At 70.7% G+C, this 16,626-nt stretch carries 18 protein-coding genes; 12 read left to right on the top strand and 6 right to left on the bottom strand.

The window, feature by feature from the left end:
- Positions 1-45: 45 nt before the first annotated feature.
- The 6 genes from FBZ33_RS21165 (at position 46) to FBZ33_RS21140 (ending at position 5,808) form a co-directional block, all read left to right on the top strand.
- The gene (locus tag FBZ33_RS21165; RefSeq protein WP_141910414.1) at positions 46-2,619 is read left to right on the top strand and encodes a nitrate- and nitrite sensing domain-containing protein; all 2,574 of its coding nucleotides are present in this window, start codon (positions 46-48) and stop codon (positions 2,617-2,619) included.
- A gap of 89 nt (positions 2,620-2,708) precedes the next feature.
- A complete protein-coding gene (locus FBZ33_RS21160) occupies positions 2,709-3,131 on the top strand; it encodes a roadblock/LC7 domain-containing protein (protein ID WP_141910413.1) in 423 nt (140 codons plus the stop codon).
- Positions 3,132-3,135: 4 nt separating this feature from the next.
- Positions 3,136-3,522, top strand: a complete 387-nt coding sequence (locus FBZ33_RS21155; RefSeq protein WP_088949212.1) for a DUF742 domain-containing protein — start codon at positions 3,136-3,138, stop codon at positions 3,520-3,522.
- Entirely contained in the window at positions 3,503-4,114 is a 612-nt protein-coding gene (locus FBZ33_RS21150) for an ATP/GTP-binding protein (protein WP_088949211.1), read from the top strand. The genes FBZ33_RS21155 and FBZ33_RS21150 overlap by 20 nt, the downstream gene beginning before the upstream one ends.
- An 85-nt stretch (positions 4,115-4,199) precedes the next feature.
- On the top strand, positions 4,200-4,535 hold the full coding sequence (locus FBZ33_RS21145) for a YciI family protein (protein WP_088949210.1): 336 nt from the start codon (positions 4,200-4,202) through the stop codon (positions 4,533-4,535).
- A gap of 4 nt (positions 4,536-4,539) precedes the next feature.
- Complete coding sequence (locus FBZ33_RS21140) at positions 4,540-5,808, top strand: RNA polymerase sigma factor (protein WP_141910412.1); 1,269 nt, start codon at positions 4,540-4,542, stop codon at positions 5,806-5,808.
- A 10-nt stretch (positions 5,809-5,818) separates the two neighbouring features.
- Here the strand turns inward: FBZ33_RS21140 and FBZ33_RS21135 are convergent, their stop codons facing one another.
- Together FBZ33_RS21135 and FBZ33_RS21130 are read right to left on the bottom strand one after the other, a co-directional pair.
- Positions 5,819-6,007, bottom strand: a complete 189-nt coding sequence (locus tag FBZ33_RS21135; protein WP_141910411.1) for a DUF397 domain-containing protein — start codon at positions 6,005-6,007, stop codon at positions 5,819-5,821.
- On the bottom strand, positions 5,998-6,765 hold the full coding sequence (locus tag FBZ33_RS21130) for a DUF5753 domain-containing protein (protein ID WP_141910410.1): 768 nt from the start codon (positions 6,763-6,765) through the stop codon (positions 5,998-6,000). Before FBZ33_RS21130 ends, FBZ33_RS21135 begins: the two co-directional genes overlap by 10 nt.
- A 349-nt stretch (positions 6,766-7,114) precedes the next feature.
- Between FBZ33_RS21130 and FBZ33_RS21125 the strand changes: the two genes are divergently transcribed.
- Positions 7,115-7,309 (top strand): hypothetical protein, encoded by a 195-nt coding sequence (locus FBZ33_RS21125; protein ID WP_231927096.1) that lies wholly within the window; start codon positions 7,115-7,117, stop codon positions 7,307-7,309.
- 115 nt (positions 7,310-7,424) lie between these two features.
- Here the strand turns inward: FBZ33_RS21125 and FBZ33_RS21120 are convergent, their stop codons facing one another.
- Entirely contained in the window at positions 7,425-10,277 is a 2,853-nt protein-coding gene (locus FBZ33_RS21120; protein ID WP_141910409.1) for an aconitate hydratase, read from the bottom strand.
- 279 nt (positions 10,278-10,556) lie between these two features.
- Between FBZ33_RS21120 and FBZ33_RS21115 the strand changes: the two genes are divergently transcribed.
- Positions 10,557-11,258 carry a DedA family protein gene (locus tag FBZ33_RS21115; RefSeq protein ID WP_141910408.1) on the top strand — a complete coding sequence of 234 codons (702 nt, stop codon included), beginning with the start codon at positions 10,557-10,559 and terminating at the stop codon, positions 11,256-11,258.
- A gap of 65 nt (positions 11,259-11,323) precedes the next feature.
- Here the strand turns inward: FBZ33_RS21115 and FBZ33_RS21110 are convergent, their stop codons facing one another.
- The 3 genes from FBZ33_RS21110 to FBZ33_RS21100 form a co-directional block, all read right to left on the bottom strand.
- Entirely contained in the window at positions 11,324-11,980 is a 657-nt protein-coding gene (locus FBZ33_RS21110) for a C39 family peptidase (RefSeq protein WP_141910407.1), read from the bottom strand.
- Between the two features lie 806 nt (positions 11,981-12,786).
- Positions 12,787-13,509, bottom strand: a complete 723-nt coding sequence (locus FBZ33_RS21105; RefSeq protein ID WP_141910406.1) for a dienelactone hydrolase family protein — start codon at positions 13,507-13,509, stop codon at positions 12,787-12,789.
- Positions 13,510-13,573: 64 nt separating this feature from the next.
- Positions 13,574-13,762, bottom strand: a complete 189-nt coding sequence (locus tag FBZ33_RS21100) for a hypothetical protein (protein WP_088949202.1) — start codon at positions 13,760-13,762, stop codon at positions 13,574-13,576.
- Between the two features lie 19 nt (positions 13,763-13,781).
- On the opposite strand from FBZ33_RS21100, the gene FBZ33_RS21095 reads away from it, so the two are divergent.
- The 4 genes from FBZ33_RS21095 to FBZ33_RS21080 all read left to right on the top strand — a co-directional run bounded on the left by FBZ33_RS21095 (position 13,782) and on the right by FBZ33_RS21080 (position 16,535).
- Positions 13,782-14,513: a hypothetical protein gene (locus tag FBZ33_RS21095; protein WP_141910405.1), complete on the top strand. Its 732-nt coding sequence runs from the start codon at positions 13,782-13,784 to the stop codon at positions 14,511-14,513.
- A gap of 37 nt (positions 14,514-14,550) precedes the next feature.
- Entirely contained in the window at positions 14,551-14,940 is a 390-nt protein-coding gene (locus FBZ33_RS21090) for a hypothetical protein (RefSeq protein WP_141910404.1), read from the top strand.
- Between the two features lie 136 nt (positions 14,941-15,076).
- The gene (locus FBZ33_RS21085; protein WP_141910403.1) at positions 15,077-15,757 is read left to right on the top strand and encodes a hypothetical protein; all 681 of its coding nucleotides are present in this window, start codon (positions 15,077-15,079) and stop codon (positions 15,755-15,757) included.
- 88 nt (positions 15,758-15,845) lie between these two features.
- Positions 15,846-16,535 carry a cellulose binding domain-containing protein gene (locus FBZ33_RS21080; protein WP_141910402.1) on the top strand — a complete coding sequence of 230 codons (690 nt, stop codon included), beginning with the start codon at positions 15,846-15,848 and terminating at the stop codon, positions 16,533-16,535.
- Positions 16,536-16,626 lie beyond the last annotated feature (91 nt).

Here is a 16,626-nt window from a genome sequence, read left to right as displayed (position 1 = left end):
GGCTGGGCTCATTCAGCCAATCGAAACGGTCGAGGGACGGGTGGGATGGCTTCCCGCAGTGCAAGTTTGCGCACCAAGATTGTGGCCCTGCTGGTCTCACTCGCCGCGCTCTGGGCGTTCGCGGCGTGGGTGACCCTGCGCGACGGGTTCAACGTGCTCGGTGTGCAGACGCTTGACGCGCAGGTCGCCCAACCCAGTGAATCGCTGTTCACCGAGCTCCAGCGGGAGCGCCGGTTGTCGGTGGCCTACCTTGGACGTCGCGACCCGGGCATGGTGCAGCAGTTGCAGGCCCAGCACGAGCGCAGCGAGAAGGAGTCCGCCGCCTTCGCCGAGGCGTCCCGCAACTGGCGCGCCCGATTCGCGTCGAGCGACGAACTGATCACGCGGATCGACGCGGTGATCACCCGGCTGGATGGGCTCGGCCAGATGCGGGAGGCCGTTGTCGCCGGCACGGTGGACCGGGCTGGCGCGGCGGCGGCGTACACCGGGGTCCTCGATGGGCTCTTCCGGGTCTACGGGGCCATGGGTCAGCTCGACGACGAGCAGATCGCCAAGGACACCGTCACCCTCACTCAGCTGTTCCGCGTGCGTGAGCTGATGTCGCAGGAGGACGCCCTCTTCGCCGGCGTCGCGGCGGCGGGTCGAATCAGCGACAAGGAGGCAGCCCAGTTCGCACACCTGGTGGGCGCGCAGCGGTTCCTCGTCTCCGAGGCCCTGGCCGAACTGCCCGAGGCCGACCGCCAGCGGTACCTCCAGATGACCGAAGGGCCGGCCTTCACCAAGCTCCAAGCGCTTGAGGACCGTCTGGTCGCCAGCGCTCGACCCAACGCCCCTCTGCCGGTCGCCGCCGACGACTGGCAGGCAGCCCTCGCTCCCGCTCTGGAGGAGCAGGAGGCCGTCGTGCTGGCCGGTGGGGACGCGCTGGTCCAGCGGGCCACCCCGGTCGCGATCTGGGTTGTCATCCGGCTGGTGCTCGCCGCCGGCCTCGGTCTGCTCGCCGTCATCGCCTCCATCGTCGTCTCGATCACCACGGCCCGGGCCCTGCTGCGTCAGCTGGAACGGTTGCGCCAGGCAGCCTGGCAGCTCGCCGACGAGCGGCTGCCCCGGGTGGTGGAGCGCCTGGGTCGCGGCGAGGAGGTCGACGTGGCCACCGAGGCGCCGCCCCTCGATTTCGGCAACAACGAGGTCGGCCAGGTCGGCAAGGCGTTCAACGCGGTGCAGGAGACCGCCCTGCGTACCGCCGTCGAGCAGGCCGAGCTGCGGCGCAACGTCCGCGAGGTGTTCCTCAGCCTGGCCCGGCGTACCCAGGCGTTGGTGCACCGCCAGCTCACCCTGCTGGACGCGATGGAGCGGCGCGAGCACGACGCGGAGGAGCTGGAGGATCTGTTCCGGGTCGACCACCTGGCCACCCGGATGCGGCGTAACGCGGAGAACCTGATCGTCCTCTCCGGCTCGACTCCGGGCCGGGCCTGGCGGCGCAACGTGCCGATGGTCGACGTGGTGCGCGGCGCGGTGGCCGAGGTCGAGGACTACACCCGGGTCAACGTGCTGCCGCTCGGCCCGGTCTCGCTGGCCGGCCGTGCGGTCGGTGACGTCATCCACCTGCTCGCCGAGTTGATCGAGAACGGTCTCTCGTTCTCCCCGCCGCACACCACGGTGGAGGTTCGCGGTCAGCTGGTGGCCAACGGTTTCGCCATCGAGATCGAGGACCGGGGCCTCGGCATGAGCGAGGACGACCTGGCCGCCGCGAACGACCGCATCGTCGACCAGTCGGAGCTGAACCTCGCCAACGCCGCGCGGCTCGGGCTCTACGTGGTGAGCCGGCTGACCGAGCGGCACGGCGTGCGGGTCCGGCTCAAGGAGTCGGCGTACGGCGGCACCACGGCCGTCGTGCTGATCCCGGCGGAGCTGATCCCGGAGGCCGCGGACTCGGAGACCTCCGGCGGGATCCGGACCGGTTCGCCGGCGATCCCGCTGCCCGCGCGGCCGACCGCCCCCTCCGACAGTGTCCGCCCGGCCACCCTGGCGCTGGCCGCGCGGCCGACGGCACCGGGAACGCCCGAATCGGACACACCGCAGGTCACGACCGAGGCGCGGATCGCCACCGGGACGGATGAGGCCGACGGTGCCGAGGCGGACGCGTTGCCCACCCGGCGGCGGACGACGCTGGCCACCGGGACGCCGGCCACCGGGACGCCGGAGCTGCCCACGCGGGTCCGGCGTACCCAGGGGCAGCCGGCCCTGGAGGGCCCGACGTTGCCCACCGGCCTGCCCGCGGTCAACGGCGCCCGGCCGACGGCCGGCACGGACCCCATGGAGTCGGACGTTAACGGTGACGACAGGCCCGGACCGGAGCGTGCCGAGGCGGACCGGACGAACGCGGGCCTGCCGGTCCGGGTCCGGCAGGCGAGCATTGCGCCGGAGTTGCGCGACGAGCCCGCGACGGAGAGCGACCACGACGACGTGGTACGCCAGCCGGAGCAGGTGCGCAAGATGATGAGTTCCTACCAGACCGGCACGCGGCGTGGTCGGACCGACGCGGCGCGGCTGCTGGGAGGCGCCTCCGACGCCCAACCGGCAGCGACGCCGGAGCCGACCGAGAATCCGGACGTGACCTGACCGGCTGCCGGTGATGCGGTCTCCGCGCAGCGTGACGGTCAACCCCAGACGAGTACGGCGACAACGCCGGGCGAGAAGAGGACGACGAAGTGGCCCAGAAGACGGCTTCGAGTGCCGACCTGACGTGGTTGCTGGATGACCTGGTGGGCCGGGTGAAACAGGCGGAGCACGCGGTCGCCCTCTCCAGCGACGGCCTGTTGATGGCCGCCTCCCGAGGGTTGAGCCGGGACGACGGCGAGCACCTCGCAGCGATGGCGGCGGGGATCCAGAGCCTGGCCCGGGGCGCCGGTAAGCGCTTCGGTGGCGGGCAGGTGCAGCAGACCATCATCGAGATGCAGTCGTCGTTCCTGTTCGTCACCGCGGCCGGCCGCAACGCCTGTCTGGCGGTGCTGGCCACCGATGAGGCCGATGTCGGCCTCATCGCCTACGAGATGGCGATGCTCGTCACCCGCGTCGGCAAGTACGTCGCATCCCCGTCCCGGGGACCTGAGCAGCCGGCCAGCGAGAGGTAGCGGCATGACGGTGCAGGGTGAGGCAGCGGACCATCAGTGGGTGGACGACCATGCGGGTCCGGTCGTGCGCCCGTACGCCATGACGCGCGGTCGGGCCCGCCCCGTCACCGGCACGTTCGACCTGATCTCCCTGGTCACCGCGACCCGAGCCGAGGTCACGCCGGAGGTCGGTATCGGCCCGGAACATCTGGCGATCATCGGGCTGTGCCAGCGCATACAGTCCGTCGCCGAGATAGCCGCCCATCTCGACCTGCCGGTGGGCACCATTCGGGTGCTCCTCGGTGATCTGGCGGCCCGCAGCCTGGTCCAGGTCCGCGAGCCGCAGACCACGGCCGGTCTTCCCGACAACAGCATCTTCGAGGCGGTAATCAATGGACTACGGGCACTCTGACCGGCCGGCGGGAGCCCCCCCACTGCCCACCGCGATCAAGATCCTGGTGGCAGGTGGATTCGGCGTGGGTAAGACCACGATGGTCGGCGCGGTCAGCGAGACCCGACCGTTGCGCACCGAGGAGGTGCTGACGGAGTCGGGGGTCGGCATCGACGACCTGTCCGGGGTGGAAGGCAAGACCACCACCACGGTGGCCATGGACTTCGGCCGCATCACCATCAGCGACGACCTGGTGCTGTACCTGTTCGGCACGCCCGGCCAGGACCGGTTCTGGTTCGTCTGGGACGAGTTGGCACTGGGGGCGATCGGCGCTGTGGTGCTGGCCGACACCCGTAGGCTCGCCGACTGCTTCCCGTCGATCGACTACTTCGAGGGCCGGGGCACGCCGTTCGTGGTCGCGGTGAACTGCTTCGAGGGCGCCCGGTCGTACCGGCTCGACGAGGTGCAGACCGCGCTGAACCTGGATCCGGGTGTGCCGGTGCTGCTCTGCGACGCCCGGCAGCGGGAGTCCAGCAAGGAGGTGCTCGTCACGCTGATGGAGCACGCCATGAAGACCCGCGAGGCCCGCCGCCGCGCCGCCGGAGGAAACTGACCGAGATTTTTTGCGGAAGGGTGTCCGGAACGCTCCCGCCCGAACGTCATGCTGGCGACACCCCGAGAAACCAGGGAGCGACCAGATGAAGTACATGATGTTCGTTTGCAGCGACACCGAGCCGGACAACGACCCGACGGAACTCCCCGACATCCACAAGTGGGTGGCGGAGAACGACGCCCGTGGTCGCCGCCTCACCGGCAACGTGCTGGCTCCGACCACCGCGGCCACCACGGTCCGGGTACGCGGCGGTGAACTGCTCGTCTCCGAGGGGCCGTTCGCGGAGACCATGGAGGTGATCGTGGGCTTCGACCTGCTCGACTGCGCGGACCTGGACGAGGCGATCGAGGTGGCGCGGACGCACCCGATGGCCCACGAAGGGCGGCTGGAACTGCGCCCGTTCGCGGACCTGTCCGCCTGACGAGTTGTCCACACCGCAGCGCCGGCCGGTACGCCCGCCCGCACCGGCCGGCGCGGTAGCGGCTGCGGCGGCGCAGGCCGTCGGCGACGCCAGCGTCGAGGCGCACCCCCGGATCGTCGCGACCCTGATCCGGGTGACCGGGGACTGGGCGCTGGCCGAGGACTGCGCCCAGGAGGCGCTGGCCGTCGCACTGGAGCGCTGGCCAGCCGACGGTGTGCCGGCCAACCCGGGCGGCTGGCTCATGACGGTGGCTCGCAACCGGGCGCTCGACGTGCTGCGACGGGCCACTGTGGAGCGCCGCAAGCTGCACGACCTTGCGCTGCTCACGCCGCCCGAGGGGCAGCCCGACCCGGAGGTGCCGGAGGACGTGGTGGACGACCGACTGCGCCTGATCTTCACCTGCTGCCACCCTGCGCTGGCGATCGACGCCCGGGTGGCGCTGACGCTGCGAACCGTCTGCGGTGTGCCGACCGGCGACATCGCTCGACTCCTGCTGGTCAACGAGTCGACAATGACCCGACGGCTGACCCGGGCCAGGACCCGCATCGCGCAGGCCGGCATTCCATACCGGGTGCCCAGCGGGCCGGCGCTGACCGAGCGGCTGCCCGGCGTCCTCGCCGTGTTGTACCTGCTGTTTACCCGGGGCTACGTCGTCGACGGCGAGCCGGCCTTCGCCGACGAGGCGGTTCGGCTGGCCCGGCTGCTCGACCGGTTGATGCCGAAGCAGTCCGAGGTGGCCGCGCTGCTGGCGCTGTTCCTGTTCCAGCACTCCCGCCGCGACGCCCGTCGGGACGCCGCCGGCAACCTGCTCACCCTGGAACGGCAGGACCGCGCGCGGTGGGACCGTGTGGCCATCGCCGAGGGTCTGGACGCCCTTTCTCGGGTACGCCACGACGGGCCGTACGCCTGGCAGGCCCGGATCGCCGCCTGCCACGCCACCGCACCGTCCGCCGACGCCACCGACTGGCCTGCGATCGCACGGGCCTACGACGCGCTGATCGGCATCCGGCCCTCACCGGTGATCGCGCTCAACCGCGCGGTCGCGCACGGCTACGCGTACGGGCCGTACGCCGGGTTGGGCCTGCTCGACGCGGCGCAGGCCGGGGGAGGGTTGGACGGCAACCCGCTCGCCGTGGCGGTGCGGGCCGATCTGGTCGCCCGGCAGGGTGACCGGCTGCGGGCCGCCGCGCTGTTCAGGGAGGCCGCGGCGATGGTCGGCTCGGACGCCGAACGCCGTGCGCTGCTCGACCGGGCCAACGAACTCGCCGGGTAAGGCAGTGGGGTCAGCCCCGCTTGGCCATCATCACGAATCGGGCCCAGGCCGTCGGGTCGAAGGCGAGCGTCGGACCGGCCGGGTCCTTGGAATCACGTACGCCGATGACGCCCGCGAGGTTGTCGGCCACCTCGACACAGTCACCGCCGTTGTTGCCGCTCCTGGTGCTCTTGCGCCACCGAGCGCCGGTCAGGTCCATGATGCCGCCGCTTCTCTGATGAAATTGAGGGACTGGGCACGCGACAGGGCGCCGTCGCGAATGCGCTCCCACCGTCGATCCAGCGTAGCAACGTCGGCCGCTCGGTCGATGAGTTGCGCCTGCGCCTGGCTGTCAACGTGCGCGACCCGCGCCCCGTCCGGCATGTCCGCGACGGTGAACGGTCCACCGAGGCCCGGGTACATGCCGACGTCGGCGGGCACGACGAACAGCGACACGTTCGGCAGGGCGGCCTGCTCGGTCAGCCGCTCGCACTGTTCCCGCATCATGGCTCGGTCGCCATTGAGGGTGCGCCGGAGGATTCGCTCGTCGAGGACTGCGACGAGCAGGGGCGGGCGCTCCCGTCGCAGGATGGCCTGCCGGCTCAGCCGAGCCTCGGCGAGATCGTCGGCCTCGGCGGGCGTCAACGCCTCGCCGACAAGCGTCGCCAGCGCGTACGCCTTCGTCTGAAGAAGGCCAGGTATCCACGCGAGCTGAAACGACCGTAGCGACACCGCTTCACGCTCGATCTCGGCCCAAGGCCGGAACCAGGCCGGCGTCCGGCGCTTCAACACGTCCGGCCACAGCTCTTCGACATTCCGACCGAGCAGCTCGGCGACCCGGGCGCGATGACGCGTCTGTGGAATTCGTCCCGTGCTCGCCCACTTCGCGGCCGTCTTCGGATCCACACCAATCTCAGCAGCAAGACTGTCCGCTGTGTGGCCCCTCTCGACCATTGCCGCCTGTACGACTCGATTCATTCCCAGGCCCTTCAGAACGTTCCAGACGTCGGAAGGAAATAGTTCTACGCGGTGTGATTGCCTGGCAACTCTCGGCAGGGTGTGTTGAGACAGCGTCGAGGAGGGAGCACGAATGCCCGAGGACAGGCCCCGGAACCACCCGAAGCCGACGGGCGGCCCGCCACCGGTCAGGCCGAGCCTGCCCCGCCCGACGGGGCCACGGCATCCTCCGTACCGTGGCCCTGGTCGCGCGCCGAACGTCGTACCCGAATCACGCTGGCGGTCCCGGTGCGGCCCGCCGGTCGCGCACACCGCAGACGGCCCGCTCTGGACGTGCGACGCCTGCTGTCAGGACTGGCCCTGCCCCACAATGCGAGCGACCCCGACGGACTTCGCCCGCCGAGCGACCCTGATCCCCGAGTTCTCGCGGATCACCCGCCGGGCGATCCGCGACCTGCGCGGCCAGCCGGGCGGCCCCGATCCGGTCGCCATCGTCCGCCGTTTCCTCTGGTTCCTGCCCCTCACCGACGAGGAGGCCCGTGCGGTCGCGCTGCGGCTGCGCTGAGCGTTTAACGGCTGGCTGCCCTAGCGCTCCCGCTCTGACCGCAAGCCTTCCTCGGCATGGACGGCGAAGGCCGCCCCCGCCGGAGCGGGAGCGGCCTTCGACCAGCCGTACGCGATCAGTTGGCGATCATGCGGCGCAGCACGTACTGCAGGATGCCGCCGTGCCGGTAGTAGTCCGCCTCACCGGGAGTGTCGATCCGCACCACGGCGTCGAACTCCACGCCGGTGTCGGTGCTGACCTGCACGGTGCGCGGGGTCTCGCCGTCGTTGATCGCGGTCACCCCGGTGATGGTGAACGTCTCGGTGCCGGTGAGGCCGAGCGACTCGGCGGTGACGTCCACCGGGAACTGCAGCGGCAGCACGCCCATGCCGATGAGGTTGGAGCGGTGGATCCGCTCGTACGACTCGGCGATGACCGCCCGGACGCCCAGCAGCATCGTGCCCTTGGCCGCCCAGTCCCGCGACGAGCCCGAGCCGTACTCCTTGCCGGCCAGCACGACCAGCGGGATGCCGGCCTCCTGGTAGGCCACGGAGGCGTCGTAGATCGAGGTCTGCTCGCCGGTGAGGTGGTTGACGGTGAAGCCGCCCTCCACCCCGGGCACCAGCTGGTTGCGCAGCCGGATGTTGGCGAAGGTGCCCCGGATCATCACCTCGTGGTTGCCCCGGCGGGAGCCGTACGAGTTGAACTCGTGGCGCGGCACGCCGTGCTCGGCGAGGTACGTGCCGGCAGGGGAGTCGGCCTTGATCGAGCCGGCCGGCGAGATGTGGTCGGTGGTCACCGAGTCACCCAGCTTGGCCAGCACCCGGGCACCGGCGATGTCGACGACCGGGCTCGGCTCCTGCTGCATGCCCTCGAAGTACGGGGGCTTGCGCACGTAGGTGGAGTCGTTCTCCCAGGCGAAGGTGTCACCGGTCGGCGTGGGCAGCGACTGCCACCGCTCGTCGCCGGCGAAGACGTCGGCGTACGCGGCGCTGAACCCGGTGGCGCCGATCGCCTGGGCGATGACGTCCTGGATCTCGGCGCTGTTCGGCCAGATCTCACGCAGGTAGACCGGGTTGCCCTCGGTGTCCTCACCGATCGGCTCGTTGGCCAGGTCGATGTCCATCGTGCCGGCGAGGGCGTAGGCGACCACCAGCGGCGGGGACGCCAGGTAGTTCATCTTGACGTCCGGGTTGATCCGGCCCTCGAAGTTCCGGTTGCCGGAGAGCACCGAGACCACCGACAGGTCGTGCTCGTTGACCGCGGCGGACACCTCCTCGGGCAGCGGGCCCGAGTTGCCGATGCACGTGGTGCAGCCGTAGCCGACCAGGTTGAAGCCGAGCTTGTTCAGGTACGGCGTGAGGCCGGCCCGCTCGTAGTAGTCCATGACGACCTTCGAGCCGGGCGCCAGGGTGGTCTTCACCCACGGCTTGCTGGTCAGGCCCTTGTCGACGGCGTTACGGGCCAGCAGCGCGGCACCGATCATCACCTGCGGGTTGGACGTGTTGGTGCACGAGGTGATCGCGGCGATCACCACGGCGCCGTGGTCCAGCTCGTACTCGACACCGTCGGCACCGGTGACCCGGACCGGGTTGCTGGCGCGACCGCCGGCACCGACCGCGGCGGTCTCCAGGTCGCGCGGCTCGTCGGCCGGGTCGCTGAACTCGTTGGCCGGCGGGTCGCTGGCCGGGAACGACTCGGCGCTGGCCTCGTCGGCCGGGCCATTCGCGCCGCGCGGAAGCTCCTCGCGGGGTACGCCCGGCTTGAGGTCACGCTCACCGACGGAGTCGTCCGCGACGTAGTCGGTCAGCGCGGAGCGGAACAGCGTCTTCGCGGCGCCCAGCGGCACCCGGTCCTGCGGGCGCTTCGGGCCGGCGAGCGACGGCTCGATGGAGCCCAGGTCCAGCTCCAGGCGCTCGGAGTAGTCCGGCTCGGCGTCCGGGTCGTGCCAGAGGCCCTGCTCCTTGGCGTACGCCTCGACGAGCGCGACCTGAGCGGCGTCGCGGCCGGTCAGCTCCAGGTAGCGGATCGTCTCCGCGTCGATCGGGAAGATCGCCACGGTGGAGCCGTACTCCGGGGACATGTTGCCGATGGTGGCCCGGTTGGCCAGCGGCACGGCGCCCACGCCGGGGCCGTAGAACTCCACGAACTTGCCGACCACACCGTGCTTGCGCAGCATCTCGGTGATGGTCAGCACCAGGTCGGTGGCGGTGGTGCCGGCCGGCATCTCGCCGGACAGCTTGAAGCCCACCACCCGGGGGATCAGCATGCTGACCGGCTGGCCGAGCATCGCGGCCTCGGCCTCGATGCCGCCGACGCCCCAGCCCAGCACACCCAGGCCGTTGACCATCGTGGTGTGCGAGTCGGTGCCGACCACGGTGTCCGGGTAGGCCTGGCCGTTGCGCTCCATGATGGTGCGGGCCAGGTACTCGATGTTGACCTGGTGCACGATGCCGGTGCCCGGCGGGACGACCTTGAACTCGTTGAACGCGGTCTGGCCCCAGCGCAGGAACTGGTAACGCTCCTTGTTGCGCTCGTACTCCAGCTCGACGTTGCGGGCGAACGCGTCCTCGCGGCCGAACAGGTCGGCGATCACCGAGTGGTCGATGACCAGCTCGGCCGGGGCGAGGGGGTTGACCTTGCTGGCGTCGCCGCCCAGGTCTCGCACCGCCTCGCGCATGGTGGCCAGGTCGACCACGCAGGGCACGCCGGTGAAGTCCTGCATGAGCACCCGCGCCGGGGTGAACTGGATCTCCACGCTCGGGGCGGCGGTGGAATCCCACGCGCCGAGCTGACGGATGTGGTCGGCGGTGATGTTCGCGCCGTCCTCGGTCCGCAGCAGGTTTTCCAGCAGGACCTTCAAGCTGTACGGCAGCCGGGCGTGGCCGTCCACCTTGTCGATCTTGAAAATCTCGTAGCTCGCGTCTCCGACGCGTAGCTGGGTCTTCGCACCGAAGGTGTCGAGGCTCGCCACGTCGTACTCCTTCACACCAGCGACCGTGAGTAGTCCTGAGCAGTCTGTCGCACCGGTCGGGGGGCCGCCGAGGTTAGGTGACACTTACCGCCGATTCCGCTCTCAACAAAACCGTACGTCCGTCTTGCTAGTTCTGCAACCCGACTGGCGCCCTCCACGGTCCACCGCCACCCCTAGCCTCCTAGGACGCTCTGCGGGGCGTGGGTCGTGCCACCTCAACCGGAACGCTGCCGCGGTGCACCCTGCGATCGGACCGCCACAGGTAGGGTTCGAGGCCGGCCGGAAGGGGTCACCGTGTTCGATGTCCAGCACTGGCTCGAGTCGCTGCCGCCGATCGCGGTCTACCTGCTCGTCGGCGGGGTGATCGGCGTGGAAAGCATGGGCGTGCCCCTGCCGGGCGAGATCGTCCTGGTCAGCTCCGCCCTGCTCGCCGCCACCGGCGTGGTGGAACCGGAGTGGGTGGCCACCGCCGCGGCCACCGGCGCGATCGTCGGTGACTCCATCGGGTACGCCGTGGGCCGCCGGGGTGGCCGTCCACTGCTCGCCCGACTGGGTCGCCGTTTCCCCCGCCATCTCGGCCCCGCCCAACTTGCACGCGCGGAACAGAGCTTCGCCCGGTACGGAGTCTGGGCCGTGTTCTTCGGTCGCTTCGTGGCACTCCTGCGGATCCTGGCCGGGCCGCTCGCCGGGGCGCTGCACGTGCCGTACCGGCGGTTCCTGCTGGCCAACGCCGCCGGAGGGCTGGTCTGGGCGTTCGGCACCACCTACCTGCTGTTCACCGTGGGCCGGGCGGCCGAGCACTGGCTCAAGGACATCTCCTGGGCTGGGCTGGTCCTCGCCGTGCTCGCCGGCCTCGCCAGCACCTGGTGGCTGCGCCGACGAGCCCATCGGCTGGAGGCCGCCGAGCCCTCGGCGCCCGACACCGAGCCCTCGGCGCCCGACACCGAGCCCTCGGCGCCCGACACCGAGCCGGCGCGCGTCCACAGCGACACCTGACCTGGACGTGCCGAAGGGCCGGGCCCCGTGGTGGGGTCCGGCCCTTCGCTTCGTGTCAGTCGTGGTCAGCTGGTGGCGTAGCCGCGGGTGGCGATCCAGTCGGCGAGGTGCTCGACGGTGACCTCGTAGGAGGCGGTGTTCGGGTCGGCGGAGTCGGCGATCTTCACGATCTGACCGTTGTCGCGGTAGCCGACGACGCTGATGTAGTGCCCGCCCTCGAACGAGTGGATACCACCGTCGGTGTCAGTGGTGGTGCCGGCGATGTTGGCGACCACGGCCCGGCCGTCGTCAACGGTCTTGACGATGTCGGCGCGCAGCTTGTCGGTCTGCTTGGCGTCAGCATCCGGGCTGCTGATCTCCACGGACCGGTAGGCGTCGTTCTTGCCGGTCTCCTTGTTCAGCACCGGGGTGATGTCGTTGATCGAGTTGGTGCCGGCCTCGGTGGTGCCCATCTCCTTGGCCATGGCGTCGACGCTGATGTCCTTGCCCTGCACGCTCAGGGCGTTACGGGCGGCGGCGGGCCCGCAGTAGTAGAAGTTCGGCTGCGCCTCGTAGCGCACACCCAGCTGACGCTCACCAGCAGGCTTGCGATCAGACTGCGTCTGGCCGGCGGGCTTCGCGTCCGCGGCGTACGCGGCGGTGATCGGTCCAACGATCGCACCACCGGTGAAGGCCAGACCAGCAGCGGTCAGAGCGGTCTTACGAATCAGATCGGTACGCATGATGGCGTGCTCCTCTGCGATTGGGGGTGCACGGCACGCCCGGGGGGTGGGCGTGCCGTACGTGCAAGGGGGAAAGTTTTGGAGGTTCTTGCCCGGTGGCCACAGGGGCCGGCGTCGGGTAAGGGTGTAACGGTGCGGGGCGGCGGGTCATTCCACCGGGCTCCCGGCTGTGGTGCTCGGGGGGTGCGGGGTGTGTAACCGGCCGGGCCGGTGAGTCATTCCGCCGGGCTTTCGGCCTGCGTGCTCCGGGGGATGTAACCGGGGCGGCCGGTCGGGTGTTCCCGGCGGCTGCCGCGCCCCACGACTCGAAGTCGCGGTGGCATGCCAGGTATAACGACCCCGCCCGGCCCACGATTCCGCCGCCAGGGTGGCCCCGACCACGGGACAGCCACGCCGAAAGCGGACACCCACCCCACGGCCGGATCCGCCGAACCGGACGCCACACCCGCCAACCCCGGCCTCGACAATCCAAGATCCGCGCACTTTCGGGGAGACTGCTGCCTCACGCCGCGGCGAGGCAGCAACTTCCCTGATGTTGCGCGGATCTTGAGCGGGGTGGTGATCCGGGCAGTCACGCCGGGGACGTCAAACGCGACGCGTCACGCCAAGGTCGCGCTCGATCCAGGAACAGGCCCCATCCGGCGCCGACGAGGCCACTACAACCTGGATGAGCACGATCATGGGAGATCTGGACGACCGCGGACTGCGGACCGCCGACAGACCGACAGACCGACAGACCGACGGACCGACGGACCGACAGACCGACAGACCGACGGACCGACAGATCGACGGAGTGGCGGAGTGGGTCAGGTCGCCTTCAGCAGGTCGAGGACTGCGTCTCGTGCGGTCACGACGGCGGCCTCCGACTGTGGGTTGTGGTCGAGGATGTCGAAGCTGTGCTGACCGTCCGGTATTTCGATCACCTGTATCGGCCAGCCGTGGGCGGTCGCCGCCGGCAGGAACGCTTCGATCCCGGCCAGGACCGGTGGGATGTCCCGTCCGGCGCGGGTCAGCACCAGAGGAACGTGCGCACCGGAGTCGAGTGCGTCGACGGGCAGGAAACGGGGGTCGACCTCCCAGCCGGGGAAGGGGACGAGCAGCGGGTAGGTGAGCGCGATCCCGCGTAGCCATGGTGGCACCGCGCGCAGCCAGTCCGCTGCGAAGAGGCCTCCGCCGGAGAAGAACCACAGCACTACCCGCTCAGGGTCGACGCGCGGGTCGGCGCGGACCTGCTCGACCATCGCGGCGATGTCGTCGGCCGCGGCGGGGAGGGCCGACAGGTCAGTTACCTGGTAGCTGATCACTGCGGTGACCACGCCGCTGTCGGCGAGCAGTGCGCCGTAGCCGCGGTAGAGAAGCCAGTCGCGGGGGTCGGCTGCGTCGGGCGGCAGCGGGGCGCCGTGCACCACCACGACGGCGGGGGCGGGGTCGGTGCGGGTGGGCAGGTGCAGGTCGACGTTGCCGTGCCGTTCGACGGGCGCGGCAGGGGGTGACAGGACGAAGGGCCGTTGTGCGACAGGCGTCGTCATGCCCCGATGATATCGATCATGCGCCTTCTCAGGTGCCCCGTCGACGATCCACAGGGGTGGGTGGTCAGGCGGGGTCGCTGGGCTTCGTGGCGTCGCCGGCCTGGGCGTGTCGTTCCAGCAGTCGCTGCCGGATCTCCTCAGGGGTGTACGCGCGTCGGCGCCGTTCAGCGCGCGCGATGACCACGCCGGAAGCCGCGACGCCGGCGAGGCCGGCGAGCCCGAGAACCTTCCACCACCGCATTCGTTGCCGCATCGGCCTAGGCTAGACCCTCATGAGCATCAGCCTGGATGAGGCCGTCGAGTTGACCCGCACCGGTGACGTGTGGGTGTTCCGGGGTCGCAGCGTGCCGGACCGGGCGATCCAGTTCACCACCAACAGCCCGGTCAACCACGTCGGGATGGCGGTGGTGCTCGACGACATGCCGCCGTTGATGTGGCACGCGGAGCTGGGCAGGTCGCTGCCCGATCTGTGGTCGGGCACCCACCAGCGGGGGGTCCAGTTGCACGACCTGCGGGACGCGGTCGGCGTGTGGGCCAACCGGTACGGCCAACGGGCCTGGCTGCGGCAGCTCGACCCGCCGGCCGACGGGGAGATGGAGCGGGCGGTGCTGCGGACGATCGCGCGGTTGGACGGCACGCCGTTCCCGTCGACTGCCCAGTTGGCGTGGCGGTGGGTGCGTGGTCGGGTGCCGGCTCTGCCGCACCCCGGCAAGCTTGCGCTGCCGCAGCTCGGCCGCCTGGCCCTGTCGCACCTTGGCCGGCCGGCACCACAGTCGACGCCGACCGGATCGACCCCGTCCAGCCCGGCGGAGCGGGATCGGGCACTGGAGACGGCGTACTGCGCCGAGGTGGTCGCGGTGACCTACGAGGCGATGGGGCTGCTGCCGGCGGGGCGGCGTCCGAACTGGTACGACCCGGGGCGGTTCTGGAGTGGGGACGACCTGGGTCTGGCCAACGATGCCAGGCTGGGTTCGGAGATCGAGGTAAGTGTACCGCCTCGTTGAGGTTTGACCTGGCCGGTGACCGGCAATTGCCCTTGCCGTGAACGCTCCCACGAATCTCGACACGTTGGCCGACTTCTTCGACCGGTACGGCGTGGCGCTGACCTCCGGCGACCTGCCGGCTCTCGTCGGCTGTTATGCCCTGCCGGGGTTGGTGGTGGCCGACACCTACAGCTTCTCGTTCACGTCACCGGCGGCGGTGGCGTTGTCCTTCGTGGGCGCCGCACCCGACTATCAGGAGCGGGAGCTGATCGCGGCGCATGCCCGGATCGAGGACGTGCAGCCGCTGTCCGCGCTGTTGACGATGGTGGCGGTGGAGTGGGAGTTCCTGGACAGCCGGGGGCAGTCGGTGCCGGGGGAGCGGTATCGCTATCTGCTGCGTACCTCGGACGAGGGGCCGCTCATCTGCACTGTCGTCCGGACGGCCTGACCGAGCGGGAACGTCCGCCGGGTCGGGCCGTTTTCCGTGGCGTGTCGGCCGGTCGGCCCGATCCGTACCCGCCTGGTTTCCGGTCTGGCTGGTGCTGGCTACGCTGTCGCGTCGGTGGGGGACGAGGGGAGACCTGATGGCGGTGCGGCCGGACGGTGCGACGGGGACGCGGGCGGCTCGGGTGTTGGCATCGGTGCCGTGGATCGTGGTGCTGCTCGGTGTGTGTGCGCTGGTGGTGCTCCTGGTGATCGCGCTGCTGTCGTTCCGGACCAGGGAGCGGGACGCCAGACCGCAGGCCGCGCCTCCGGTGTTCCTGCCGACCGTGCCGGCTGCGGCGTCGGCGACGGGTGGGCCGAGTCCGGCTGGTGTGGAGCGGCGTTCGGTGTCGCCTCGGCCGTCGCGCAGCAGTCGGACGCCGTCGCCACGCGCCAGCGTGACCGGCTCCCCGACGCCGGGGCGGACGAGCGCCCCGGCGGTGTCGACGCCCCTGGTGGCGAAGACGGTCAGCGCCTGGTACGAGGTCGGCACGAACGGCAGGGACGGGGACGCGGCGGTGCTGTCGATCGCGAACGAGTCGAGCCGGTCGGTGGACTGGGTGGTGGAGTTGACGTTCGACGACGACCTGTGGGCACTGCGCATCGCTGACGACGAGGGGATCTCGGTGCGGGGGCGCGGCAACGGCGAGTTCGTGTTGCGGGGGACCCGTTCGCTGGACCCGGGTGGTTCGCGGACGCTACGGCTGCGCCTCGGGTGGGGTGAGTCCGCGGAGCGGCCGCACCGGTGCACGATCAACGGGATCGACTGCCGGCTCGGCTGAGCTGGTTTCGCGCAGTGGTGCGGCGGCGGCGCTTCCCGGCCCGGCCGCCGGTCGCTACGCTGCCCGGACGGTCCGCTGAGGGAGGTACATGTCCGGCATGCGTCGCTTCCCGCGACTGTCGCCCGGTCCGGTCGCCATCGTGTCGTCGCCCTGGATCGTGGTGGGCGCTGGTGTCGTCGTGATGGTGGTCCTGCTCTTCGTCGCGCTGGGCACGTACCGGGGGCCTGATCCGACCCCGGACGGCGCGTCGGCTCCGCCGGCGTTGCCGCTGCCGTCGGCGGAGGCCGCGCCGAGCGAACCCGCACCGGCGTCGTCGCCGGCAGGTGCGTTGCCGGGGTTGTCCGCGCGTGCGAGCGGGTTGCCGCCGAGCGCCGCGACGCCGTCGCCGTCGGTGGCCCGGTCTGTCGGGTCGACGGGTCGGCCGACGGTGACGCGGTCGCCGAGTCGGGCGGCGCAGGTGCAGCCGGCGGTGACTGGCCGGTACCGGGTGGTGCAGAGCTTCGACGGGGGATTCATCGGCGAGGTGTCGATGGTCAACGCGTCGCCCCAGAGCCGTGGTTGGACGGTGCGGCTGGAGTTCTCCGGCGGTCGGTTCGTGACCGCCTGGGTGGAGGGCGTTCCGCAGGGGACGGTGCGTCAGTCCGGCGACGGCTTCACGTACGTCAGTGGGGTGGACGTGCGGCCCGGTGGGTCGGTGACGTTGCGTTTTCACATGGAGCGGACGTCGGGTACGCCGCGGCTGTGCACTGTCGACGGGGTGCGCTGCGGCGGGCTCTGAGCCGCGTTTCCGCAAGGACTCTGCTGTGTTGCGACTGCGTTTGCAAGGTATTGCAGAATGTTTCGGCAAGGGTTAGCGTGCGGCCAATCAG

Source organism: Micromonospora sp. A202, from assembly GCF_006715105.1.
In the GTDB taxonomy this organism is placed as follows: domain Bacteria; phylum Actinomycetota; class Actinomycetes; order Mycobacteriales; family Micromonosporaceae; genus Micromonospora; species Micromonospora zamorensis.
This window is presented reverse-complemented; position numbering and strand designations above follow the sequence as displayed.

What these genes read in the sequence shown, in the direction of transcription:
- FBZ33_RS21165 (WP_141910414.1), top strand. Translation starts at nt 46, where the DNA reads ATGGCTTCCCGCAGTGCAAGTTTGCGCACCAAGATTGTGGCCCTGCTG.
- FBZ33_RS21155 (WP_088949212.1), top strand. Translation starts at nt 3,136, where the DNA reads ATGACGGTGCAGGGTGAGGCAGCGGACCATCAGTGGGTGGACGACCAT.
- FBZ33_RS21150 (WP_088949211.1), top strand. Translation starts at nt 3,503, where the DNA reads ATGGACTACGGGCACTCTGACCGGCCGGCGGGAGCCCCCCCACTGCCC.
- FBZ33_RS21145 (WP_088949210.1), top strand. Translation starts at nt 4,200, where the DNA reads ATGAAGTACATGATGTTCGTTTGCAGCGACACCGAGCCGGACAACGAC.
- FBZ33_RS21135 (WP_141910411.1), bottom strand. Translation starts at nt 6,007, where the DNA reads ATGGACCTGACCGGCGCTCGGTGGCGCAAGAGCACCAGGAGCGGCAAC.
- FBZ33_RS21130 (WP_141910410.1), bottom strand. Translation starts at nt 6,765, where the DNA reads ATGAATCGAGTCGTACAGGCGGCAATGGTCGAGAGGGGCCACACAGCG.
- FBZ33_RS21125 (WP_231927096.1), top strand. Translation starts at nt 7,115, where the DNA reads ATGCGAGCGACCCCGACGGACTTCGCCCGCCGAGCGACCCTGATCCCC.
- FBZ33_RS21110 (WP_141910407.1), bottom strand. Translation starts at nt 11,980, where the DNA reads ATGCGTACCGATCTGATTCGTAAGACCGCTCTGACCGCTGCTGGTCTG.
- FBZ33_RS21105 (WP_141910406.1), bottom strand. Translation starts at nt 13,509, where the DNA reads ATGACGACGCCTGTCGCACAACGGCCCTTCGTCCTGTCACCCCCTGCC.
- FBZ33_RS21100 (WP_088949202.1), bottom strand. Translation starts at nt 13,762, where the DNA reads ATGCGGCAACGAATGCGGTGGTGGAAGGTTCTCGGGCTCGCCGGCCTC.
- FBZ33_RS21095 (WP_141910405.1), top strand. Translation starts at nt 13,782, where the DNA reads ATGAGCATCAGCCTGGATGAGGCCGTCGAGTTGACCCGCACCGGTGAC.
- FBZ33_RS21085 (WP_141910403.1), top strand. Translation starts at nt 15,077, where the DNA reads ATGGCGGTGCGGCCGGACGGTGCGACGGGGACGCGGGCGGCTCGGGTG.
- FBZ33_RS21080 (WP_141910402.1), top strand. Translation starts at nt 15,846, where the DNA reads ATGTCCGGCATGCGTCGCTTCCCGCGACTGTCGCCCGGTCCGGTCGCC.